At 39.9% G+C, this 22,297-nt stretch carries 22 protein-coding genes and 2 pseudogenes; 19 read left to right on the forward strand and 5 right to left on the reverse strand.

The window, feature by feature from the left end; genetic code table 11:
• The first annotated feature begins 4 nt into the window (after positions 1–4).
• The 11 genes and pseudogenes from dprA (at position 5) to H7N67_RS02035 (ending at position 6,080) form a co-directional block, all read left to right on the forward strand.
• Positions 5–805, forward strand: a complete 801-nt coding sequence (gene dprA / locus H7N67_RS01985; protein ID WP_187938876.1) for a DNA-processing protein DprA — start codon at positions 5–7, stop codon at positions 803–805.
• A complete protein-coding gene (gene ruvX, locus H7N67_RS01990) occupies positions 802–1,206 on the forward strand; it encodes a Holliday junction resolvase RuvX (RefSeq protein WP_187938877.1) in 405 nt (134 codons plus the stop codon). The genes dprA and ruvX overlap by 4 nt, the downstream gene beginning before the upstream one ends.
• A gap of 129 nt (positions 1,207–1,335) precedes the next feature.
• A pseudogene (locus tag H7N67_RS01995) lies at positions 1,336–1,886 on the forward strand (tetratricopeptide repeat protein).
• 129 nt (positions 1,887–2,015) lie between these two features.
• Entirely contained in the window at positions 2,016–2,321 is a 306-nt protein-coding gene (locus H7N67_RS02000) for a hypothetical protein (protein ID WP_000699936.1), read from the forward strand.
• Entirely contained in the window at positions 2,305–2,871 is a 567-nt protein-coding gene (locus H7N67_RS02005; RefSeq protein WP_042636018.1) for a hypothetical protein, read from the forward strand. The genes H7N67_RS02000 and H7N67_RS02005 overlap by 17 nt, the downstream gene beginning before the upstream one ends.
• Entirely contained in the window at positions 2,868–3,134 is a 267-nt protein-coding gene (locus H7N67_RS02010; RefSeq protein WP_232262995.1) for a lysozyme family protein, read from the forward strand. Before H7N67_RS02005 ends, H7N67_RS02010 begins: the two co-directional genes overlap by 4 nt.
• 2 nt (positions 3,135–3,136) lie before the next feature.
• Complete coding sequence (locus H7N67_RS02015) at positions 3,137–3,388, forward strand: hypothetical protein (RefSeq protein ID WP_001874674.1); 252 nt, start codon at positions 3,137–3,139, stop codon at positions 3,386–3,388.
• A 304-nt stretch (positions 3,389–3,692) separates the two neighbouring features.
• Positions 3,693–4,075: pseudogene (locus tag H7N67_RS02020) on the forward strand (DUF1294 domain-containing protein).
• Entirely contained in the window at positions 4,075–4,860 is a 786-nt protein-coding gene (locus H7N67_RS02025; RefSeq protein ID WP_187938878.1) for a hypothetical protein, read from the forward strand. The pseudogene H7N67_RS02020 and the gene H7N67_RS02025 overlap by 1 nt, the downstream one beginning before the upstream one ends.
• Positions 4,850–5,035: a hypothetical protein gene (locus H7N67_RS08125; protein ID WP_001885497.1), complete on the forward strand. Its 186-nt coding sequence runs from the start codon at positions 4,850–4,852 to the stop codon at positions 5,033–5,035. Before H7N67_RS02025 ends, H7N67_RS08125 begins: the two co-directional genes overlap by 11 nt.
• A gap of 214 nt (positions 5,036–5,249) precedes the next feature.
• A complete protein-coding gene (locus tag H7N67_RS02035) occupies positions 5,250–6,080 on the forward strand; it encodes a hypothetical protein (protein ID WP_080317449.1) in 831 nt (276 codons plus the stop codon).
• Here H7N67_RS02035 and H7N67_RS02040 read toward each other — a convergent pair.
• From H7N67_RS02040 to pyrG, 3 genes are read right to left on the reverse strand one after another with little or no spacing between them, the layout of a single operon-like run.
• On the reverse strand, positions 6,074–6,970 hold the full coding sequence (locus H7N67_RS02040) for an RluA family pseudouridine synthase (protein WP_187938879.1): 897 nt from the start codon (positions 6,968–6,970) through the stop codon (positions 6,074–6,076). The genes H7N67_RS02035 and H7N67_RS02040 overlap by 7 nt on opposite strands.
• Positions 6,970–8,520 carry a single-stranded-DNA-specific exonuclease RecJ gene (gene recJ, locus H7N67_RS02045; protein ID WP_187938880.1) on the reverse strand — a complete coding sequence of 517 codons (1,551 nt, stop codon included), beginning with the start codon at positions 8,518–8,520 and terminating at the stop codon, positions 6,970–6,972. The genes H7N67_RS02040 and recJ overlap by 1 nt, the downstream gene beginning before the upstream one ends.
• Before the next feature lie 8 nt (positions 8,521–8,528).
• Positions 8,529–10,145 carry a glutamine hydrolyzing CTP synthase gene (pyrG, locus tag H7N67_RS02050; RefSeq protein WP_000373188.1) on the reverse strand — a complete coding sequence of 539 codons (1,617 nt, stop codon included), beginning with the start codon at positions 10,143–10,145 and terminating at the stop codon, positions 8,529–8,531.
• A 258-nt stretch (positions 10,146–10,403) separates the two neighbouring features.
• On the opposite strand from pyrG, the gene H7N67_RS02055 reads away from it, so the two are divergent.
• The 8 genes from H7N67_RS02055 (at position 10,404) to H7N67_RS02090 (ending at position 19,696) form a co-directional block, all read left to right on the forward strand.
• Positions 10,404–11,072 carry a phosphatase PAP2 family protein gene (locus H7N67_RS02055; RefSeq protein ID WP_187938881.1) on the forward strand — a complete coding sequence of 223 codons (669 nt, stop codon included), beginning with the start codon at positions 10,404–10,406 and terminating at the stop codon, positions 11,070–11,072.
• Between the two features lie 43 nt (positions 11,073–11,115).
• Positions 11,116–12,819, forward strand: coding sequence for a flagellar basal-body MS-ring/collar protein FliF (fliF, locus tag H7N67_RS02060; protein ID WP_187854210.1), 1,704 nt, complete (start codon positions 11,116–11,118; stop codon positions 12,817–12,819).
• A gap of 17 nt (positions 12,820–12,836) precedes the next feature.
• On the forward strand, positions 12,837–13,868 hold the full coding sequence (fliG, locus tag H7N67_RS02065) for a flagellar motor switch protein FliG (RefSeq protein WP_000201853.1): 1,032 nt from the start codon (positions 12,837–12,839) through the stop codon (positions 13,866–13,868).
• Positions 13,855–14,631: a flagellar assembly protein FliH gene (gene fliH / locus H7N67_RS02070; protein WP_000056265.1), complete on the forward strand. Its 777-nt coding sequence runs from the start codon at positions 13,855–13,857 to the stop codon at positions 14,629–14,631. The genes fliG and fliH overlap by 14 nt, the downstream gene beginning before the upstream one ends.
• A gap of 2 nt (positions 14,632–14,633) precedes the next feature.
• Entirely contained in the window at positions 14,634–16,484 is a 1,851-nt protein-coding gene (gene dxs / locus H7N67_RS02075; RefSeq protein ID WP_187938882.1) for a 1-deoxy-D-xylulose-5-phosphate synthase, read from the forward strand.
• A gap of 20 nt (positions 16,485–16,504) precedes the next feature.
• Positions 16,505–18,295, forward strand: a complete 1,791-nt coding sequence (lepA, locus tag H7N67_RS02080) for a translation elongation factor 4 (RefSeq protein WP_187938954.1) — start codon at positions 16,505–16,507, stop codon at positions 18,293–18,295.
• Positions 18,296–18,303: 8 nt separating this feature from the next.
• Positions 18,304–19,233: a DNA (cytosine-5-)-methyltransferase gene (dcm, locus tag H7N67_RS02085; protein WP_187938883.1), complete on the forward strand. Its 930-nt coding sequence runs from the start codon at positions 18,304–18,306 to the stop codon at positions 19,231–19,233.
• Between the two features lie 61 nt (positions 19,234–19,294).
• On the forward strand, positions 19,295–19,696 hold the full coding sequence (locus H7N67_RS02090) for a group I intron-associated PD-(D/E)XK endonuclease (protein ID WP_160271751.1): 402 nt from the start codon (positions 19,295–19,297) through the stop codon (positions 19,694–19,696).
• Between the two features lie 288 nt (positions 19,697–19,984).
• Here the strand turns inward: H7N67_RS02090 and H7N67_RS02100 are convergent, their stop codons facing one another.
• On the reverse strand, positions 19,985–20,794 hold the full coding sequence (locus H7N67_RS02100; protein WP_187938884.1) for a flagellar hook-basal body protein: 810 nt from the start codon (positions 20,792–20,794) through the stop codon (positions 19,985–19,987).
• Between the two features lie 54 nt (positions 20,795–20,848).
• Positions 20,849–22,135 carry an MFS transporter gene (locus H7N67_RS02105; protein WP_187938885.1) on the reverse strand — a complete coding sequence of 429 codons (1,287 nt, stop codon included), beginning with the start codon at positions 22,133–22,135 and terminating at the stop codon, positions 20,849–20,851.
• Positions 22,136–22,297 lie beyond the last annotated feature (162 nt).

The raw sequence follows: 22,297 nt of genomic DNA on the forward strand, positions 1-22,297 counted from the left end.
TAAAATGAAAAGTAATTTCCAATACAGCGTGCTAGAGAACATCCCTAAAGCCTTTGACATTCTCAAAGACCCTCCTAAAAAGCTCTATTGTGTGGGCGATACCAAGCTTTTGAGAGCACCTTTAAAAGTGGCTATCATCGGCACAAGAAGACCCACCCCTTATAGCAAGCAACACACGATCACTCTAGCCAGAGAGCTTGCTAAAAATGGTGCGGTTATTGTGAGCGGGGGAGCGTTAGGCGTGGATATTATCGCTCAAGAAAACGCCTTACCAAAAACCATCATGCTTTCGCCTTGCAGTTTGGATTTTATCTATCCTACGAATAACCATAAAGTGATTCAAGAAATCGCGCAAAACGGCTTGATTTTAAGCGAATATGAAAAAGACTTCATGCCCATTAAAGGCTCTTTTTTAGCCAGAAACCGCCTAGTGATCGCTTTAAGCGATGCGGTGATTATCCCCCAAGCGGATTTAAAAAGCGGCTCTATGAGCAGCGCGAGATTAGCCCAGAAATACCAAAAACCCTTATTTGTTTTACCCCAACGCTTGAACGAAAGCGATGGAACTAATGAGCTTTTAGAAAAAGGGCAGGCTCAAGGGATATTTAATATTCAAAATTTTATAAACACCCTTTTAAAAGACTACCATTTAAAAGAAATGCCTGAAATGAAAGATGAATTTTTAGAATATTGTGCGAAAAACCCTAGCTATGAAGAAGCGTATCTCAAATTTGGGGATAAGCTTTTAGAATACGAGCTGTTAGGTAAGATTAAGCGCATCAATCATCTCGTGGTGTTAGCATGATTTTGGCATGCGATGTGGGGTTAAAACGCATTGGCATCGCTGCGCTTTTAAACGGCGTTATTTTGCCTTTAGAAGCGATTTTACGCCACAACAGGAATCAGGCCTCTAGGGATTTGAGCGATTTATTGAGGGAAAAGAACATTCAAGTGCTAGTGGTGGGCAAGCCTAATGAAAGCTATGCGGACACCCACGCCCGCATTGAGCATTTTATCAAGCTTGTAGATTTTAAGGGCGAAATCGTTTTTATTAACGAAGATAATTCCAGCGTAGAAGCTTATGACAATTTGGAGCATTTGGGTAGGAAAAATAAGCGGCTCGCTATCAAAGACGGCCGGCTAGACTCTTTGAGCGCTTGCAGGATCTTAGAGCGCTATTGCCAGCAGGTTTTAAAAAATCATTAGATCTGATTGTAATTTGATTATAATAAAGTCTAAATTTTTTAATAAAAAGGAGAGCATCATGTTAGGGAATTTCAAAAAAGCGATTTTTAGGGCTTTATGCTTGTGTTGTGTGTTGATTGGGGGGGGTTAATGGCAGAGCCAACCCCTGAAGAGCTTTTTGATCAGGGCAAAGAGATTCTTGATTTTGCCGTGAGTGGTGGGGGTGGCACATTTAGAGGAGATAGTCTTGAGGCTAAGAAATATTATATTCAAGCTAAGGAATATTTTGAAAAAGCGTGTGAATTAAACTATGCTAAGGGTGTGTTAGTCTAGGGGGTCTATATGAGGGTGAAAATCTAGTAATAGGAGAGAATCCTAGGTTAAAAGAGCGTTTGAAAAAAGCCATTCAATACTACTCTAAAGCGTGTGATTTAAACGATGAGTTTGGGTGTTCCACACTAGGAGCTATGCAATATATTGGAAAGGGTGTAGTCAAAAATGAAAAACAAGCGATGGAAAAATTTGAAAAAGCTTGCAAACTAGGAAAGCAAGAAGCATGCGAGATGGTTACTTATAAAGGGCTTTGCGAATTAGGACATAAAGAAGCATGCGAGATATTTAGCCTTGAAGTGCTTTGCGAATCATCAGATCAAAAGGCATGCGATATGTCCTATGACAAGCAAAAAGCCTTAGGTTTTTAAGGGGGTTAAGAACATCGCCAAAATGCCCCCTATTCTTTTAAGAAAATATTTTTACTAGAGAGTTTTAATCTTTTTTTGGTATTCTTTTAGAGATCATTAGTTTTAAAAACTCTTTAAAAACGGATAATAATGAAAATCATGCATCAAGTTAGGGATTTTTTAGATTCTTGCAAACAAACGATCCAAAAAAATTCTAGTGAAGTCTTTCAAAAAACCAAACGAGCGCTTTTTAAAGAAGAATCTCAAAAAATCAGAGAGCAAGCGGTTAAAATCGTGGAAAAACGCTTGAAAAAAGAGGGCATGAAATTGAGCGATTTTAACGAAGAAGAATTGAAAATCATGTTTGAAGCCGAAGAAAAAAGGCTTTTAGAACAAATCCAAACTAAGCATTTCAAAGAAGTTTGGGAAAAGGGCGACAATGAGCAAGGAAAATAGCTTTATCTCTAGCTTAATGGGGTTTTTTAGCGAAAAGAATGAACGCTGGCTCTTAGCCCACAGGCACACGAGAGGGTTTGTGATCGTGGCGTGGCTTTTTCGGTTTAAAAGCATTGCGTTTTCTATTCTGATCACTTTGTTGGTGATTTGGGTGGATATTTGGGTGTATAGCGATGTGCGCCAGTTTTTATTGGACACTTCTAGCTCGTTTGTTTGGCTTTTAAGCGCTTTACTGATCAAGTGGGGCGTGATTGTCATAAGCGTGCGCCAGTGCTATAAGTTCAGCCAGAAAATGTTTGTGCTCATCCAAAAAAAAAGGCGAATTAGAGAGAATTTGAAAAACCGCCCCAATCAATCAGACACCAAAAATTCTCCTAAAGAGAGGCTCTCTAGCGTTACTGAAGAAATCATTTCAAAAAAACAAGAAGAATTACAGAGCCAAGAAACCAAAGAGGGTAAGCATGATGGAGAGAGGCTCTCTAGCGTTACTGAAGAGATTATTTCAAAAAAACTAGAAGAATTGAAAGCTAAGAATAATAAGGGCAGTTGAAAGGGTGTGGGACGCTCTGTCTTAGCAAATTGATCTTAGCGGCGTCGTTTTTGATAGTGGATTCAGAGGGGTTTTCGCCTTCTATTTATACCGACAAGACGGGGCATCCCATGATTGGCTATGGCTATAATTTGAGCGTTTATTCTTATGAGGGTAAATGTATCACCAAAGCGTATGGGCTTTTAACTGACATATCAAAAGAGAATCATAAGATCCTCCTCTCTTATGGGTGGTATAAAAATTTGGACGCAATGAGATTTTGAAATTGGGGGGTTGCGAAAAACATTGTAAGAAAAAATACACGATAGAAAAGGTGATCAAAGAGGTGGGGCTTGAGCTCAAATCAAAGTCAGTCATGCCGTATTTTTTCAACGAATACGATCTGACCAAAAACGCCAACAGAGAAGAGCCTGAGAGGTTGAGAAGCCAAATAATATCTATTTTGATGAAAACCCCTAAGGGGCGAGAGATTTTGAAAGAGTATTTGAACGAGGGCTGTATTTTGCTTGGGGAATAAAGAATATTGTCATGCTAAAGAATTTCAAAAAGGCCTTTTTAGGGCTTTGTGCTTGGGTGCGTTGTGTTTATTGGTGTGGGGTGTAATAATTTAGGGAGGCTTTAAAAAAGCAGGGGAGCGGAAATGTTAAAAAGTAAGGGCTTGATGCGATCAGGCCAAAAATCATGTTAAAACACCCAGTCTTAACTTTTGTAAAGGAATAGATTTGAGAATCAATCTTAAAATTTTGCTTTCTCTCTCTCCCTCTCTCTAAAAAGCTAAGTGGTAGCGTTTGGGTTGTTAAAACGCTCTTGAAAGCGTGAGCGTGGAATTTGCTTCTATCATTTGGTTGCTCATAGTCAATATTCTGATCTTTATTCTCATGCTGGTGGATAAAAATTGAGCAAAAAATGCGGCGTATTCCTGAAAAAGCTTTGTGGGTTTTATCGCTCCTTGGCGGGTCTGTCGGGTTTTTGGTCGCTATGGTTGTGTCCCGCCATTAAGATCTTAAAGCTTAAGTTTAAATACGGCGTTTCGCTCATTTGCTTGATAGAGAGTGCGATCCTTTACTTTGTCAGCAAGGATCTTTTTTGGATAGTAGCGCTAACGATATTCTCACTATCCTTGATACTGGTAGCGTTTAAGATTTTTCTCCTTAAAGATAACCCTGACAAACGCTTCAAAAACAACAAAAGGGATAAAAGATAATGTCTTATTTTTTTAAAATCATTCTGGGTGCAAGTGTGATCGTTGGGGTGTTGTTGGTCTTGTGGCGTTTGACTTATGATAAGTTCTGTTTCTCGTTGGTCTTTGTGCTGCTGATACTAGGGATTGTCGCTTTTAGCTATATTTCTTTAAAAATGCATCAGAGGAAGTGCTTCGCCAAGTGTTTCGTGAATAGCGAATCTTTTTTATCCAAGATGTTACGCTCCACAATAATGGTAATTTGCTTTTATTTTATTTTTTCAATTTCCACATCCATATCCATCGCTTATAGCGTGCTGGACTATAATTGGATGATGTGGGGGCTTGTTTTTTGCACTATCGTTGTTTGCGCTGCGGTGTTTGGCGCGCTTGAAAAAATGCTCAAGAGTATCATCAAAGAAGATTATTTGATGCTGATGTCTAGAGAAGTGAGCGCTTTTGTGGGGACTCTTTTCTTCATTGGCTTGAGTTGCTATGTGATCTATCATGGCAACATGCCCGATTATTTGAGACCGGCTTTGATAGACACTATTAAGGCAGCGAGTGATTCCGCTTATTCAAATTGTGATTATACGAGTTATGTTTTAGAATTTAAAAAAATGTTAGAGGGGGTTACTTGGTGGGGCATGCGCAAAGCAGAGAGCATGGGCTTAAATAAGGGGTTTATGGTTGCGGGCTGGGTAGCGTTTATCATCTATAACGCTCTTAGCGGGATAGCCATCAGCAGGCTGAGCGCTCAAATCATTTATTGGTTATCAAAATATTTTAGGGGTGAGTGTGGAAAATGATGTTAAAGAAGATCTAGAGCAAGCAAGACCAAAGCTAGAACTAAAAAAGCAAAAGCAAGAGCTAGAGGAACAGAAACAAGAAAAACAAGACAAACAAGAGCAGAAGCCAAAGCAAGAAAAAGAAGAGCCAAAGAGCAAGGAACAAGAAGAAATCAAAAAAACAAAAGAGATATAGCTATATTTTTTGGGGATGTCTTATTGTTTTATTTGTCGTCTATTTTAGCGTCAAATTCTTTGCGTATAGCGAACCCAGTCAGGAGGCAAAAGCAGACAAACCAAAAAAACTCTTTAAGTATGCTGAAAAATTTTTACCTACCGATATTATAAAAGATAATCTTAATAACCATCAAGCAGAGATCAACGCCGCTCTCAATAGTGGCATAGAGGAAATGAATGGCGTGATAAACACTCAAATAGATGGGTTTTTTGATATAGTAGAATACAATGTGGATAAGTTCTTAGATTGGCATTATTCTATCAAGGGGGATTATAGCGAGCTTGCTCTTTTTGTAGCTAAAAAGACCGGCTTGAGCGCCGAAGATGCGATGGCTAATGTGTTGCAGGAAAAACTTTTAGTGAAAGATTACAAGCAAAGATTGGATGCTATAACCAAGAGGCTTTCTAAAACTTATGCAAGTTTGTTAAACCAACACGAAAAATTTGTGAGTGAGACCGCTTTAAAAGGAGTGGATACCGATCTTTCTCAAAACGCAAAAATTTTAGACACTCTTGGCGATGAAGTGGCAAGGAAATTGAAAGCCAATTTTACAGGAGCAATAGGGGCAACGGCTAGCGTGAGTGGCTTGGCTATTGCGGCAAAGCTAACCCCAAAACTTGTGGCAAAAATTGGTGCTAAACTTGGGGCGAAAGTAGGGGGTAAATTCCTCGCAAAGATTGGCACAGCTTTGAGCGGTTCTTGGACTTGCGGGCCTTTCGCTCCTGCTTGCGCTATTACACTTTGGTTTGGAAGCGATGCGGTGATCAATTTTATTGATGAATGGATCCACAGAGACGGATTCAAAAAAGAAATTTTGAACAACATCAATGAAGTGAAAAAATATCTGAAAGAAAGCTACAAAATGGGTTTTGATAACAGTATTACCAAATTCAGCCAAGAACTTCAAGAGGATTTAAAAAATATAGAAACAATAAGCGTTAAAGCGCATGTGGAAAAACTCAAACAAACCCCAGAAGAGGACAACCAAAAGATCAATCAATAAAAAAAGGATAGATCTTTTAAAAAGGGCATGAAGCGTTCGGGCATGGGAGAAGCGATTTTATAGATCGCCCCTTTAAATTCAAATTCTAAACTAGCGGCATGGAGCATGAGGGTTGGGGCGTTATTTTCACGCTTCAATTGAAGGTATTCTCTAGCGTTTTCATCTGCCACCCCATAAAGCCCCTCGCCCACAATCCTATGCCCCACGCTGCTTAAATGCAAGCGGATCTGGTGCGTGCGCCCAGTGAGTGGGGTTATTTTAAGCAAGCTTATATCCAAAAAAGGGTTATAGCTTAAAGGCTCAACAAGCGTAATTGAAGGCTTGCCTAAAGGAGAAATTTGAGATCTAATGCGCAAATCTTTTTGAATGTTTTGTGGCGTTAGAATGGGTTTGTCTATGATGATACTTTTATCCACCAACCCATGCGCTAGCGCTAAATAAGTTTTTTTTACTTTTTTTTGCATGAAAAGCGCTTTTAAATCCTTAACGCTTTGTAAGGTCTTGCCCGCTAAAACTAACCCGCTCGTTTCATAGTCTAATCTGTGGGCTGGATGGGCGTTTTTACCCAAATGCGATTGGATACAATCTAATAAGCTTTCATGGTAAAAATAGCCTTTAGGGTGGGTATAGATTTGAGCGGGTTTGTCAAACACGCCAAAATCCTTAGTCTCAAAAACAAGCTTTTCTTGTTTTTCATTAGGCTTGAAATAAATCAAGCGAACGACCCCTTGAATGATTTGAGATTTACGCACGGCTTGTTGGTTTTGTTTTAGGCGTTGTTTGTCAAGGTGCCGTTGGGCTTCTTTTAGAGAGCATTTTAAAACATCGCGCACCAAAAACAAGGCTTTGGTGGGTTTTAAAATTTCAAATTCTTCTTCAACAAAAGGCACTATAATAAACTTTTAACAAACATTTTAGGCTCATTAGAACACTCATCTAATTCCACGCTAAAAAGCACGCTCACCTTTTCGCCCGCTTTCAAAAACCGCTCAGCGTTAAAATAAATAGCCTCTTTGACGCATTCTTTATCCTTAAAACGCAGAATTTGGTGGCTTTCTTTAATGATTCTTTCTTCTATGACTTCTAAATTTTGCGCCTGGAATAAAGGCTCAGGGTTTTCTTGCCCATAAGGTTCGCCCACTTCTATAATCTCTAAAAGCTCTCTGTCAATGTCTTTTAAATTGAGCGTTAAAGGGGGTTCTTTTTCACAAAAAGGCAAGACTTTAAAATCAAAATTTTCTAAAGTTTCAAAGAGCGAGACGATATTGTTTTTTCCAACGCTCAGTCCGCAAGCTTGCCTATGCCCTCCATAGCCGAGCAATAAAGAAGAAACCCCATTCAAAGCGTCAATCAAGTCAATATTTGGAGAGCTACGAGCGCTCCCTTTATACACCCCTTCTTTAAAGGTAAAAACCAGGCTTGGCTTTTGGGTGGCTTCCACTAATTTTGAAGCCACGATCCCCAGCACGCCTTCATGCCAATTATCCTTAAAAGCGATGATGATTTTTTCTCCAACCATCGCATGTTTAAAGGTTTCTTCAAAAACCTGCTGTTGGATCATTTTACGCTTCGCATTGCATGCTTTCAAGCGTTCATACAAAGAATAGCCATCTTGAAAATTATTCGCGCTTAAAAAATCTAAAGCCATTTTAGCGTCTTGCATGCGCCCTGCGGAGTTGATTAAGGGGGCGATATTAAAAGAAATATCGCTCGCTTTTAAAGAGCGTTTTCTAAAAACTTCTCTTTGGCGTAAAAACCCCATCGCCCCTAAGGATTCTTTTTGCAAAAAATGCAAGGCTTTAGAAACTAAAAAGCGGTTAAAAAAAGTTAAAGGCATCATATCAGCGATAGTCGCCACGCCCGCTAAACACAACAACTCACTAGAATGGCTTTTTTCTTTTTTTAAAAGTTGGTGGATTCCATAGCACAAATAAAACGCCACCAACGCCCCGCACACTTCCTTTTGGATAAAATCACAATCCGGTTGCTTGGGGTTGATCACCGCATAAGCGTCTGGGACTTCATTATTATTTAAGCAATGGTGATCGGTGATGATTAGGGTGTAGTTTTTTTCCTTGCAAAATCGTGCGGCTTCAAAGGCGCTGATCCCGTTATCCACCGTGATGATTAAAGGGGCGTGGTGTTTTTCTAAAAATTTTTTAGAAATCCCATAGCCATCCATGAAGCGATTAGGGATTGCAATACGAACATGCTTGTAATCTAAACTTTTAAAGAATTTTGCCATGATAGTAGAGCTAATCACGCCATCAGCGTCATAATCGCCTACCACTAAAATTTCTGTGTTTGCGTGCATGGCTTCTATGATTTTGAGCGCGGCTTTTTTCAAGTCTTTAAATAAAAAGGGACTAGGAAACCCTTTTTCATTATAGGCGATAGAAACCAATCGCTCTTTGATTTGAGCTTTAAGCTTTTGTTTCATTCTTTAGATTAGGATTTATGAAGAGCGCTCTTAATGAAATCCAAAATAATAGGGTTAGGGCTTTGCAACCTGGAGGTGAATTCCGGGTGGAATTGCACCCCCACAAAGAAAGGGTGATCTTCTAATTCAATCGCTTCAATCAAATGATTCGCCCCAAAGCCCACCACTTTCAAACCCTTATTTTCCCACTCTTGGCGGTATTTGGGGTTGATTTCATAACGATGGCGGTGTCTTTCTTTAATGCTAGGCTTTTTATAAGCTTTTTCTAACAAGCTATTAGGCATGATTTCGCATTCGTATTCCCCTAATCGCATGGTGCCACCCAATGGCGAATTATAGGTGCGCACCTGTTTTTGGTGGTTTTGATCCATAAAATCTTCAATCAAATACACCACAGGGTATTCGCAGCGTTGGTTAAATTCCGTAGAGTTAGCCCCTTTTAAGCCTAAAACATTGCGGCAAAACTCCACGATCGCTAATTGCATGCCCAAACAAATCCCTAAAAAGGGGAGTTTTTCTAACCTAGCCCTTTGAATGGCGCAAATTTTGCCCTCAATCCCCCTTTCTCCAAAGCCCCCCGGCACTAAAATCGCATCAACGCCCTCTAAATCAGTCTTTTCATTAAAATTCTCGCTATCCAGCCATTCAATATTGACTTGCGTATCCAAATGCGCCCCCGCATGGATTAGGGCTTCAATCAAGGATTTATAAGATTCTTTTAAGCTTAAATACTTGCCCACAAAACCAATTTTGACCTTGTGTTTAGGAGCGATGATTTTTTCTACTAAAGTGTTCCAAGCCGCCATTTTGGGGTGTAATTTATTCAAATTAAAGCGTCTGGCAATGGGGGTTAAAATGCCTTCTTGCAAGAAAAGAATAGGGCATGCGTAAATGCTTTTAGTGTCTGTGGCCACAATCACGCTGTCTTGCTCCACATCGCAACTCAAAGCGATCTTCTTTTTCAATTCTTTATCCAAAGGCTTAGGCGATCGCGCCAAAATGATTTGAGGGGTTACGCCAAGGCGCCGTAATTCTTGGACGGAGTGTTGCGTGGGTTTGGTTTTTAATTCGTTAGTGGTTTGGATATAGGGGATCAAGGTTACATGCACATTGATGACTTTTTCATTCCCCAATTCCAATTTAAGCTGGCGGATCGCTTCCAAATAAAACATGCCCTCCATATCGCCCACGGTTCCGCCCACTTCCACGATTAAAAAATCCAACCCCTTAGCCGCGCTTTTAATGCGCCTTTTGATTTCATCGGTTACATGGGGGACGATTTGAATGGTTTTGCCTAAATACTCCCCTTTCCTTTCGTTTTCTATTACGCTTGAAAAAATCTGCCCGGTAGTGAAATTGTTCAACCTGGTTAAATTCCTGTTCAAAAAGCGTTCATAATGCCCGATGTCTAAATCCGTTTCAGCACCATCGCTAGTTACAAACACTTCCCCATGTTCTAAAGGGCTCATGGTGCCTGGATCAATATTGATATAAGGATCAATCTTCAAAATAGAAACCTGGTAATTGCAATGCTGTAAAAGCGTAGCGATTGAAGAAGATGAAATCCCTTTCCCTAGAGAGCTTAACACGCCCCCTGTAACGAATATAAATTTGGCTCTATCCATTATGTCGTGTTCCTTTGATTTTTACTCCTCGCATTGTAGTCTAAAAAGGGTTAAAAAGCTTTAAAAAAAGGGCAAAAATTAAAGCGATTTCAAAAAAAAAAAAAAAAACAATTTCAGTTTCTTATTAGCTAGGTTTGATTAAAATGAAAAGCTTTTATGTGTTTAAACTTCATTGTCTTAAAACTTTTAAGAGCGATTTTAAAGTTCGTTGGCGTATAATATAAGTTTTGAATGAACTGACTAAAAGGGTTTTAAATAATGGCTGAAAATTCTTTCAAAAATGTTTCCACACACCCCAAAGTATTTTTCTTATTACCAGTTAAAACCCTGTTTCTTTTAGGGGGTATTTTTAGTGCATTTTTTATCCTTATTGCTGGCTTGGTTTTTTTTGATTACGCCAATTCAATGGATAATGCCATTTTTAATTTCGCGCGTTCAACCCCCTTTAATTCCAGCCCTATTTTAACTCTAATCCTCCAAAATATCGCCCGTTTAGGCTCTTCTCAATTCGTGTTGCCTTTGAGCTTGTTGGTGGGGGTGTTTTTAAGCCTTTATCGCAGAAATTTAGCGCTTGGGGTGTGGTTTGTGCTAAGCGTGATCTTATTTGAAGCCCTTTTAGAATCTTTAAAACACCTTTTGGCACACTCCATTCAATGGCTTTCGCACAGCGCTAATTTCCCTAGCGCTATTGCACTTTCTTTGACGCTATTTTATGGGTTGCTTGTTTTATTGATACCCCATTTGATCACGCATCAAATATTTCAAAACATTCTCTCTTATAGCTTGCTTGGTTTGATTCTTTTAATAAGCTTAGTGCTGATTGTTTTAGGGGTGTCTTTTAGCAGTGTTTTAGGAGGGTTTTGTTTAGGGGCGTTAGGGGCTTGTTTTTCCATAGGGATTTATTTGAGTGTGTTCCAAAAGATCTAAGCGAACGGCTTAAAAGAATGAAAATTTTATCAAGGTTTTAATATTGGATTTAAAGGTATTATTGCAACGGATTGTTGATTTTTTCATCAAGCTCAATAAAAAGCAAAAAATCGCCCTGATTGCAGCGGGGGTTTTGATCACCGCTTTGCTCGTGTTTTTATTGCTCTATCCCTTTAAAGAAAAAGACTACGCGCAAGGGGGCTATGGGGTTTTATTTGAAAGATTGGACTCTAGCGATAACGCCTTAATCTTACAGCACCTCCAGCAAAACCAAATCCCTTATAAAATCTTAAAAGATGACACCATTCTCATTCCTAAAGATAAAGTGTATGAAGAAAGGATCACTCTAGCTTCTCAAGGGATCCCTAAAACGAGCAAAGTGGGCTTTGAAATCTTTGACACTAAGGACTTTGGGGCGACTGATTTTGATCAAAATATCAAACTCATTCGCGCCATTGAGGGCGAATTGTCGCGCACGATTGAAAGTTTAAACCCCATTTTGAAAGCCAATGTGCATATTGCAATCCCTAAAGACAGCGTGTTTGTGGCTAAAGAAGTCCCTCCTAGCGCTTCGGTGATGCTCAAACTCAAGCCTGACATGAAGCTTTCACCCACTCAAATTTTAGGGATTAAAAATTTAATCGCTGCAGCTGTGCCTAAACTCACGATAGAAAACGTGAAAATCGTGAATGAAAACGGCGAATCAATAGGCGAGGGCGATATACTAGAAAACTCCAAAGAATTAGCCCTAGAACAATTGCATTACAAACAAAATTTTGAAAACATTTTAGAAAATAAGATTGTCAATATCTTAGCCCCTATTGTGGGGGGTAAAAACAAGGTGGTCGCAAGGGTCAATGCGGAGTTTGATTTCAGCCAAAAGAAAAGCACTAAAGAGACTTTTGATCCCAATAATGTCGTAAGGAGCGAGCAAAATTTAGAAGAGAAAAAAGAAGGCGCTTCTAAAAAACAAGTTGGCGGTGTGCCTGGGGTTGTGAGCAATATCGGGCCTGTGCAAGGATTGAAAGACAATAAAGAGCCAGAAAAATACGAAAAGTCTCAAAACACGACCAATTATGAAGTGGGTAAAACCATTAGCGAGATTAAGGGCGAGTTTGGCACTTTAGTGCGTTTGAATGCGGCGGTTGTGGTGGATGGCAAGTATAAAATCGCGCTTAAAGATGGGGCAAATACTTTAGAATACGAGCCTTTGAGCGATGAATCGCTTAAAAAAATCAACGCCCTAGTGAAACAAGCCATTGGCTATAATCAAAATAGAGGCGATGATGTGGCGGTGAGTAATTTTGAGTTTAACCCTATGGCACCCATGATTGACAACGCCACTTTGAGCGAAAAAATCATGCACAAAACTCAAAAAATCTTAGGCTCATTCACGCCTTTAATCAAGTATATTTTGGTGTTTATAGTGCTATTCATTTTCTATAAAAAAGTGATCGTGCCTTTCAGCGAACGCATGCTGGAAGTGGTGCCTGATGAAGATAAGGAAGTGAAATCCATGTTTGAAGAAATGGACGAAGAAGAAGATGAGTTGAACAAACTGGGCGATTTGAGGAAAAAAGTAGAAGATCAATTAGGGCTTAATGCAAGCTTTAGCGAAGAAGAAGTAAGATATGAAATTATTTTAGAAAAGATTAGAGGAACCCTTAAAGAGCGCCCTGATGAAATCGCCACGCTTTTTAAACTCTTAATCAAAGATGAAATCTCTTCAGACAGTGCGAAAGGTTAAAAGATAGAAGGTTAAAAATGGCAACCAAGCTTACCCCCAAACAAAAGGCTCAATTAGACGAACTTTCCATGAGTGAAAAAATCGCTATTTTACTCATTCAAGTGGGCGAAGACACCACAGGCGAGATTTTAAGGCATTTAGACATTGACTCCATTACAGAGATTTCTAAGCAAATCGTGCAATTAAACGGCACAGACAAGCAAATCGGCGCGGCGGTTTTAGAGGAATTTTTTGCGATTTTTCAGTCTAACCAATACATCAATACCGGCGGTTTAGAATACGCTAGAGAGCTTTTAACCAGGACTTTAGGGAGCGAAGAAGCTAAAAAAGTGATGGACAAACTCACTAAAAGCTTGCAAACGCAAAAAAACTTCGCTTATTTAGGCAAAATCAAGCCCCAACAACTCGCTGATTTCATCATTAACGAACACCCTCAAACCATTGCCTTGATTTTAGCCCACATGGAAGCCCCTAATGCGGCTGAGACTTTGAGCTATTTCCCTGATGAAATGAAAGCCGAGATCTCCATTAGAATGGCGAATTTAGGCGAAATATCGCCCCAAGTGGTTAAAAGGGTTTCCACGGTGTTAGAAAACAAACTAGAATCGCTCACCAGCTATAAAATTGAAGTGGGCGGTTTGAGAGCGGTGGCTGAAATCTTTAACCGCTTGGGCCAAAAGAGTGCTAAAACCACGCTCGCTCGCATTGAAAGCGTGGATAACAAACTCGCCGGCGCGATTAAAGAGATGATGTTCACTTTTGAAGACATTGTGAAATTGGATAATTTCGCCATCAGAGAGATTTTGAAAGTAGCGGACAAAAAAGACTTGTCTTTAGCCTTAAAAACTTCCACGAAAGATTTAACCGATAAATTCTTAAACAACATGAGCAGTAGGGCTGCAGAGCAATTTGTAGAAGAAATGCAATATTTAGGGGCGGTTAAAATCAAAGATGTGGATGTGGCCCAAAGAAAGATCATTGAAATCGTGCAGAGCTTGCAAGAAAAAGGCGTGATCCAAACCGGTGAAGAGGAAGATGTCATTGAATAGCCGCAAAAATTTGATCCAAAAAGACCATTTGAATAAGCATGACATTCAAAAATACGAATTTAAGAGCATGGCAAACTTACCCCCTAAAACTAATCCTAATGGTGCGTCTTTAGAAACGCCTAACCCACAAGAGCCTTTGGAAAAAAAAGCGATAGAAAACGATTTGATTGATTGCTTATTGAAAAAAACCGATGAGCTTTCAAGCCATTTGGTGAAATTGCAAATGCAATTTGAAAAGGCCCAAGAAGAGAGTAAAGTTTTGATTGAAAACGCTAAAAACGATGGCTATAAAATCGGCTTTAAAGAGGGCGAAGAAAAAATGCGTAACGAACTCACTCACAGCGTGAATGAAGAAAAAAACCAGCTTTTGCATGCGATCACGGCTTTAGATGAAAAAATGAAAAAATCACAAGATCATTTAATGGCTTTAGAAAAGGAATTGAGCGCGATTGCGATAGATATAGCCAAAGAAGTGATCCTTAAAGAAGTGGAAGACAACAGCCAAAAAGTAGCCCTTGCTTTGGCTGAAGAGCTTTTAAAAAACGTTTTAGACGCAACGGATATTCATTTAAAAGTCAATCCCTTGGATTACCCTTATTTAAACGAGCGTTTGCAAAACGCTTCCAAAATCAAATTGGAGAGCAATGAGGCTATTTCTAAAGGAGGCGTTATGATCACTAGCTCTAACGGGAGCCTTGATGGGAATTTGATGGAGCGCTTTAAAACGCTCAAAGAAAGCGTGTTGGAAAATTTTAAGGTGTGATTTTGCAAAATAAAACTTTTGATTTAAACCCTAATGATATTGCAGGCTTGGAGTTGGTGTGTCAAACGCTGCGGAGTCGTATTTTAGAGGTGGTGAGCGCTAATGGGGGGCATTTAAGCTCTTCTTTAGGGGCTGTGGAGCTGATTGTGGGCATGCATGCCTTATTTGATTGCCAAAAAAACCCTTTCATTTTTGACACTTCGCACCAAGCTTACGCTCACAAGCTTTTAACCGGGCGCTTTGAAAGCTTTAGCACTCTAAGGCAATTTAAAGGCTTGAGCGGTTTTACTAAACCTAGCGAGAGCGCATACGATTATTTCATTGCCGGGCATAGCTCCACTTCTGTGTCCATAGGCGTGGGGGTGGCTAAAGCTTTTTGTTTGAAACAAGCGTTAGGCATGCCTATAGCTTTACTAGGCGATGGGAGCATTAGTGCAGGGATTTTTTATGAAGCTTTAAACGAATTGGGCGATAGGAAATACCCCATGATCATGATTTTGAACGATAATGAAATGAGTATCAGCACGCCTATTGGCGCTTTATCCAAAGCCCTTAGCCAGCTGATGAAGGGCCCGTTTTACCAGTCTTTCCGCTCTAAAGTTAAAAAAATCTTAAGCACCTTACCTGAAAGCGTGAATTACTTAGCGAGCCGTTTTGAAGAATCTTTCAAGCTCATCACCCCGGGCGTGTTTTTTGAAGAATTAGGCATTAACTATATAGGGCCTATTAATGGGCATGATTTGAGCGCGATTATTGAAACCTTAAAATTAGCCAAAGAGCTTAAAGAGCCAGTGCTAATCCATGCGCAAACCTTAAAAGGCAAAGGCTATAAAATCGCTGAAGGGCGCTATGAAAAATGGCATGGGGTGGGGCCTTTTGATTTGGATACCGGCTTGTCTAAAAAATCCAAAAGCGCGATTTTATCGCCCACTGAAGCGTATTCTAACACCCTTTTAGAATTGGCCAAGAAAGATGAAAAAATCGTAGGCGTAACCGCGGCGATGCCTAGCGGCACAGGATTAGACAAACTCATTGACGCTTACCCTTTGCGTTTTTTTGATGTCGCTATCGCTGAACAACACGCCCTAACTTCTAGCAGCGCTATGGCTAAAGAGGGGTTTAAACCTTTTGTGAGCATCTATTCTACTTTTTTGCAAAGGGCTTATGATTCCATTGTGCATGACGCTTGCATTTCTAGCCTACCGATTAAATTAGCCATTGATAGGGCTGGGATTGTGGGCGAAGATGGCGAAACGCACCAAGGGCTTTTAGACGTGTCGTATTTGCGCTCTATCCCTAACATGGTCATTTTTGCCCCACGAGACAATGAGACTTTAAAAAACGCCGTGTATTTTGCTAATGAACACGATTCAAGCCCTTGCGCGTTCCGCTACCCTAGGGGGTCGTTTGCGTTAAAAGAGGGGGTTTTTGAGCCTAGCGGTTTTGTTTTGGGGCAAAGCGAATTATTGAAAAAAGAGGGCGAAATTTTACTCATAGGCTATGGTAATGGCGTGGGGCGGGCGCATTTAGTCCAACTGGCTTTAAAAGAAAAAAACATAGAGTGTGCGCTTTTGGATTTGAGATTCCTTAAACCTTTAGATCACAATTTAAGCGCGATCGTTGCCCCTTATCAAAAGCTCTATGTTTTTAGCGATAATTACAAGCTTGGGGGGGTGGCTAGTGCGATTTTAGAGTTTTTGAGCGAACAAAATATTTTAAAGCCTGTTAAAAGCTTTGAAATCATTGATGAATTTATCATGCATGGGAACACCGCTTTAGTGGAAAAATCCTTAGGCTTAGACACAGAGAGTTTGACTGACGCTATTTTAAAAGATTTAGGACAAGAGAGATGAAAGAAAAGACGCCTACGCCAATGAAGAATATCCGCAATTTTTCCATTATCGCTCACATTGACCATGGTAAAAGCACTTTAGCGGATTGTCTGATCGCTGAATGCAACGCTATCAGCAACAGAGAAATGACGAGCCAAGTGATGGACACTATGGATATTGAAAAAGAAAGGGGCATTACGATTAAGGCTCAAAGCGTGCGCTTAAATTACGCTTTTAAGGGGGAGGATTATGTTTTAAACCTCATTGACACCCCAGGGCATGTGGATTTTAGTTATGAAGTGTCTCGCTCTTTGTGTTCGTGCGAAGGGGCGTTATTGGTGGTGGATGCCACTCAAGGCGTGGAAGCTCAAACCATCGCCAACACTTACATCGCTTTAGATAACAATTTAGAAATTTTACCGGTGATCAATAAAATTGATTTGCCGAATGCGAATGTTTTAGAAGTCAAACAGGATATAGAAGACACGATAGGGATTGATTGCTCTGGTGCTAATGAAGTGAGCGCTAAAGCTAAGCTTGGCATTAAAGATTTGTTAGAAAAAATCATTACGACCATTCCTGCCCCTAGTGGTGATCCTAATAATCCCTTAAAAGCGCTCATTTATGATTCATGGTTTGACAATTATTTAGGGGCGCTAGCGTTGGTGCGTATCATGGATGGGAGCATCAACACAGAGCAGGAAATTTTAGTGATGGGGACGGGTAAAAAACATGGCGTTTTAGGACTATATTATCCTAACCCTTTGAAAAAAATCCCCACCAAGAGTTTAGAATGCGGCGAGATTGGCATTGTGAGTTTGGGGCTAAAGAGCGTTACTGATATTGCGGTGGGCGACACGCTCACAGACGCTAAAAACCCTACCCCTAAACCCATTGAGGGCTTTATGCCGGCCAAACCCTTTGTTTTTGCGGGGCTTTACCCTATAGAAACGGACCGATTTGAAGATTTAAGAGAAGCGCTATTGAAACTCCAGCTTAACGATTGCGCTTTAAATTTTGAGCCTGAAAGCTCGGTAGCACTTGGCTTTGGCTTTAGGGTGGGCTTTTTAGGGCTATTGCACATGGAAGTGATCAAAGAAAGGCTGGAAAGGGAATTTGGCCTTAACTTAATCGCTACCGCTCCCACGGTGGTGTATGAAGTGCATTTAACGGATAATAGCGTCAAATATGTCCAAAACCCTAGCGAATTGCCCCCTGAAAACCATATCGCTTGCATCAAAGAGCCTTTTGTGAGGGCGACGATCATCACGCCGAGCGAATTTTTGGGTAATTTAATGCAGTTATTGAACAATAAAAGAGGCATTCAAGAAAAAATGGAATATTTAAACCAGTCTCGTGTCATGCTCACTTATTCCTTGCCGAGCAATGAAATTGTGATGGATTTTTATGACAAACTCAAATCTTGCACGAAAGGGTATGCGAGCTTTGATTATGAGCCTATAGAAAACAGAGAGGCTCATTTAGTGAAATTAGATGTGAGAGTGGCAGGCGATGTGGTGGATGCGCTTTCTATCATTATAGATAAGAATAAGGCGTATGAAAAGGGGCGCGCTTTAGTGGAAACGATGAAAGAGCTTATCCCAAGACAGCTTTTTGAAGTCGCCATCCAAGCGAGCGTGGGGAATAAAATCATCGCCAGGGAGACGATTAAATCTGTCGGTAAGAATGTAACGGCTAAGTGCTATGGGGGCGATATTACACGAAAAAGAAAACTCTTAGAAAAGCAAAAAGAGGGCAAGAAACGCATGAAAGCTATCGGTAAGGTGGAGCTTCCCCAAGAAGCGTTTTTAGCGATATTAAAGATTGATTAGGGCGTTTGATGAAAGTAGGCTCACTTTTTGCTGGGATTGGAGGGTTTGAATGCGCGTTTTTGCAAGCGGGCTTTGAAATTGGTTGGGCGAATGAATTGGACAAAGACGCATGCAACACTTATAGGGCTAATTTCAAACACAAGCTTTTAGAACAAGACATTAAAGATTTAAACCCTAATGAATTAGAAGATGTTGGGTTGATAAGCGCGGGATTTCCTTGTCAAGCGTTCAGCATTGCCGGGTTGCAAAAAGGGCTTAATGATGAAAGAGGAGCGATTGTTATGGAGATGTTTCGCATCATTCAAGCCAAAAAACCTCAAGTTTTATTATTAGAAAATGTCAAAAATTTAGTGAGCCATAATAAGGGGGAAACCTTAAAGTTTATTTTAGAAACTTTAAAAAACTTAGGCTATTTTGTCCATTATAAAATACTAAACACTTATGAATATTCTACTATACCACAAAATAGAGAGCGGGTTTATATTATAGGATTTTTAGATAAAAACCATTACAAGCGTTTTCATTTTCCTTTAAAAATCAATCACACACAAAGTATTAAGGATTTATTAGAAATAAAAGTGGGTGAGGAATTTTATTACAAGCGGTATCGTTTTTATGAGACTTTAAAGAAAGAAATCACCAAAAGAGACACTTGCTACCAATGGCGCAGGCATTATGTAAGAGAAAATAAAAACAATCTTTGCCCCACTCTTACAGCCAACATGGGGACAGGAGGGCATAATGTACCTTTAGTTTTAGACGAGCAAGGTATAAGAAAACTCACGCCTAAAGAATGTCTGAATTTTCAAGGTTTCGCTAAAGATTATGTTTTACCTAATACCGCTAAAAGCAAACTTTATAAACAAATTGGTAATTCTGTGAGTGTGCCTGTGATTAAAGCTTTAGCGTTAGAAATTAAAAAGGTTGTTTATGGATAATCATGCACATCAAACTTGGGTTATCAATTTAACCGGTATTGACAAGGGGATTTTTCGCACAATGAATGGCAACGCTGATGAACTCATTGCTATAGGGAGGGTGATTAAAGCAGGATTTCCTTGCAGCAGAGTGGATGTTACAAACGCTAAATATGATGCCATTGTGGATCTAGGGGGAAAGCAGAAACTATTAAGGATACAGATTAAAGGCACAGGGGGAGATACCTTGAATTTTACAGGGGGCTATAGGAGTGGGGTTCAAATTGATAGGAATGCCCCCAAACGCACTTATAAATACACCAAAAAAGATTGCGATTTGATTTTAGGGATAGACACTCGCACGAGCGAATGCTATATCATCCCTATTGAAGACACACAAGAATGGGGTAACGCAAAGAGTTTGTCGCAACTCCAACACTATAAAGAGAATTGGCAAATTTTGATTGACTTGGCGTTGGAGTAAAACTATAAAATTACATCCATGAGCAAGAAAATTGATAATAAAAAAGCTTGATTTTAATGGGGCGATAAAAACATTAAGGGAATTAGAGACCAAGCCGACACTCTCTAACCATTACAGAAACGGCTATAGCGTCTCAAACCTTAATGGGGGTAATCCTACCACAAACGAGTTTAAAACACAAGAACCACAACGAACTAAACAATAAACAATATATAAATATATAAAAAATAAACATGCAAACACACGCACGCATGAAAATTTTTCACAAGCCAAAAAGACAAATCGTTTTTAAGCTTTTGTGGCGAGTTTGTTGATCGCTTCAGCGTTCATGTCATCTTGATGGGTTTTTAGCACTTTAGAATACATGTCCAAAAAGCGGTTGATTTCAATCAAAGCGCTCATCTCACGCACCGCATTGACATTGCTTTTTTCTAGCATGGATTGCCTTAATGCGCCAGAGTCAGAGACTTGATGGACGCCTTCGCCCTGATAAGTATAAAGGTTTTGCCCTATTTTTTTAAGATTTTTAGGTTCGCTAAAACTCACTAAAGCTAACGCGCCCGCTTGAATTTGGGCTTCATTATCCCTAAAAGTGATTCCACCATTTTGATCCACTTCAATTTCAGCGTCAGGCATGAGCATGATCCCTCCTTTTTCGTTCAAGCCAGAGCGTGAAAGCACCTTAAAGCCATTAAGGGTTACCAAAAAGCCGTCTTTATCAACGCTGAAATGCCCGTCTCTGGTATAAGCGACGCCCTCATTAGTTTGTATCGCAAAATAGAGGTTAGGGCTTGTTAGGGCAAAATCTAGGGGGTTATTCGTCCCTTCAAACGCGCCAAGACTCCTATCCGTATAGATTTCTGATAAAATAGGCACACGATTGAGATTGCGGTTTAAATACTTCGCGCTCGCTTTGGTTTGATCTTCTAAGGGCAGTTGCTCTCGGTATTGTTGGTAAAGCCTTAAAAAATCGCCTGTAACCGCATCGTCTCTTTTAAAGCCATTGGTGTTTAAATTAGCTAAATTATTAGAGGTTAAATCCAAGCGGTTAAATTGTGTCGCCATAGCTCCCGTGGCTGCATAATACCCATTTTGCATGCAAGAATCCTTTTAAAAGAAAGATTATAGCAAAAATTAAATAAAAACCAGGATTTATTCCAAATAGGTTTTTTTAGGGAATATGATAACCATAACCATAAAGATAATAACACTAAACATGACATAGCCCACAAACCCCGCTTCAAAACCATGCTGTTTGAACTCTAACGCTACATAGCTCGCGCTCCCTCCAAAAAGCGCATTGGCGATCGCATAGGCTAGACCCACGCCAAGTGCTCGCACATGTTCAGGGAATAATTCCGCCTTAATGACCCCAGCAATGCAAGTGTAAAAACTCATGCTGCTTAATGCGAGTATTTCATAAAATAGGGCTTCATACACGCTAGTGGCATGCTTGATACCATAAAAGACAACAGGCGTTACAATAAGCCCTGTGATAGCAAAAACCATCAGCATTTGGGTGCGTTTAATTTTATCCGCAAGCATCCCGCATAAGGGCTGTAAGAAGATAAAATAAGAGAGCGCTAAAAGCATGATAAAACTGCTTTCTTTAGGGCTGAATGATGAGCTGTTGGTTAAAAAGATTTTTAAATACACCGTAAAAGTATAAAAACACAAACTCCCTCCCATAGTGAGTCCAAAAACTATCATTAAGGCTTTTTTATGGTGGAGCAATTCCTTTAGGCTGCCTCTTTGGGTTTCTTCTTTAATAGTGGTTTTGGAAGTTGTTTTACTATCCATGGTTTCTTCCATGATATTTCTTAAAAAGAGCGAGAGTAGGGCTAATATACCCCCTAAAGCGAATAAATAACGCCAAGCAAACGCGCTGATTTGCTCATGCGTGTAAATGTTTTCAACGATAAAGAGCGAAAAAATAGCTAAGAGCTGCCCTCCAACTAAAGTTACATACTGGAAAGAGCCATAAAAACCTTTTTTGCCATTCTTGCCCAATTCAGAGAGGTAAGTAGCGACCACGCCGTATTCTCCTCCCACGCTAAAGCCCTGTAAAAGCCTGGCTAACAATAAAAACAAGAACGCCCATTCCCCTACGATTTCTTTAGTGGGGAGCAATGCGAGCAAAAAAGAGCCTAGCGCCATAAGGATAATGGAATACACCATAGAAGTTTTACGCCCCTTTTTATCCCCCAATTTACCAAAAAACAAACTCCCCAAAGGGCGCATGAAAAACCCTAGCATGAAAACCAAAAAAGCTGAGATGAGCGCTAAAGTGGGGTCATTGGTGTGGGTAAATTCCTTAGCGAAATAAGGGGCAAGGAACGCATAAGCGTAAAAATCATACCATTCCACTAAATTGCCTGAACTAGCGGCTAAAAGGGATTTTAAGGGTTTTTTGGTGGCGGGTTGAATCTTGGGGTTCATGGCTATCCTTGAACATGAAATTTTTAGGTAATTTTACTAGGAGTTAGGGAAACCACAGATAATATTTGATTAATAGATGAAAGGTTGGTATCGTTTGTATCATTGAGAAAAGTTTTTGTTTTTAATGAAGGATTGATAATAAAGTCTAAAAAATGCGCAAAG

Origin of the sequence: Helicobacter pylori (assembly GCF_014498195.1) — a bacterium.
GTDB classification, from domain to species: Bacteria; Campylobacterota; Campylobacteria; order Campylobacterales; family Helicobacteraceae; genus Helicobacter; species Helicobacter pylori_DO.

Bases quoted from the DNA above. Each gene is read 5' to 3' on its own strand.
- H7N67_RS02000 (WP_000699936.1), top strand. From the start codon at position 2,016: ATGAAAATCATGCATCAAGTTAGGGATTTTTTAGATTCTTGCAAACAA.
- H7N67_RS02100 (WP_187938884.1), bottom strand. From the start codon at position 20,794: ATGCAAAATGGGTATTATGCAGCCACGGGAGCTATGGCGACACAATTT.
- fliG (WP_000201853.1), top strand. From the start codon at position 12,837: ATGGCAACCAAGCTTACCCCCAAACAAAAGGCTCAATTAGACGAACTT.
- H7N67_RS02005 (WP_042636018.1), top strand. From the start codon at position 2,305: ATGAGCAAGGAAAATAGCTTTATCTCTAGCTTAATGGGGTTTTTTAGC.
- dprA (WP_187938876.1), top strand. From the start codon at position 5: ATGAAAAGTAATTTCCAATACAGCGTGCTAGAGAACATCCCTAAAGCC.
- fliH (WP_000056265.1), top strand. From the start codon at position 13,855: ATGTCATTGAATAGCCGCAAAAATTTGATCCAAAAAGACCATTTGAAT.
- dcm (WP_187938883.1), top strand. From the start codon at position 18,304: ATGAAAGTAGGCTCACTTTTTGCTGGGATTGGAGGGTTTGAATGCGCG.
- H7N67_RS02035 (WP_080317449.1), top strand. From the start codon at position 5,250: ATGAATGGCGTGATAAACACTCAAATAGATGGGTTTTTTGATATAGTA.
- H7N67_RS02105 (WP_187938885.1), bottom strand. From the start codon at position 22,135: ATGAACCCCAAGATTCAACCCGCCACCAAAAAACCCTTAAAATCCCTT.
- H7N67_RS02025 (WP_187938878.1), top strand. From the start codon at position 4,075: ATGTCTTATTTTTTTAAAATCATTCTGGGTGCAAGTGTGATCGTTGGG.
- pyrG (WP_000373188.1), bottom strand. From the start codon at position 10,145: ATGGATAGAGCCAAATTTATATTCGTTACAGGGGGCGTGTTAAGCTCT.
- H7N67_RS02090 (WP_160271751.1), top strand. From the start codon at position 19,295: ATGAATGGCAACGCTGATGAACTCATTGCTATAGGGAGGGTGATTAAA.
- H7N67_RS02055 (WP_187938881.1), top strand. From the start codon at position 10,404: ATGGCTGAAAATTCTTTCAAAAATGTTTCCACACACCCCAAAGTATTT.
- ruvX (WP_187938877.1), top strand. From the start codon at position 802: ATGATTTTGGCATGCGATGTGGGGTTAAAACGCATTGGCATCGCTGCG.
- recJ (WP_187938880.1), bottom strand. From the start codon at position 8,520: ATGAAACAAAAGCTTAAAGCTCAAATCAAAGAGCGATTGGTTTCTATC.
- lepA (WP_187938954.1), top strand. From the start codon at position 16,505: ATGAAGAATATCCGCAATTTTTCCATTATCGCTCACATTGACCATGGT.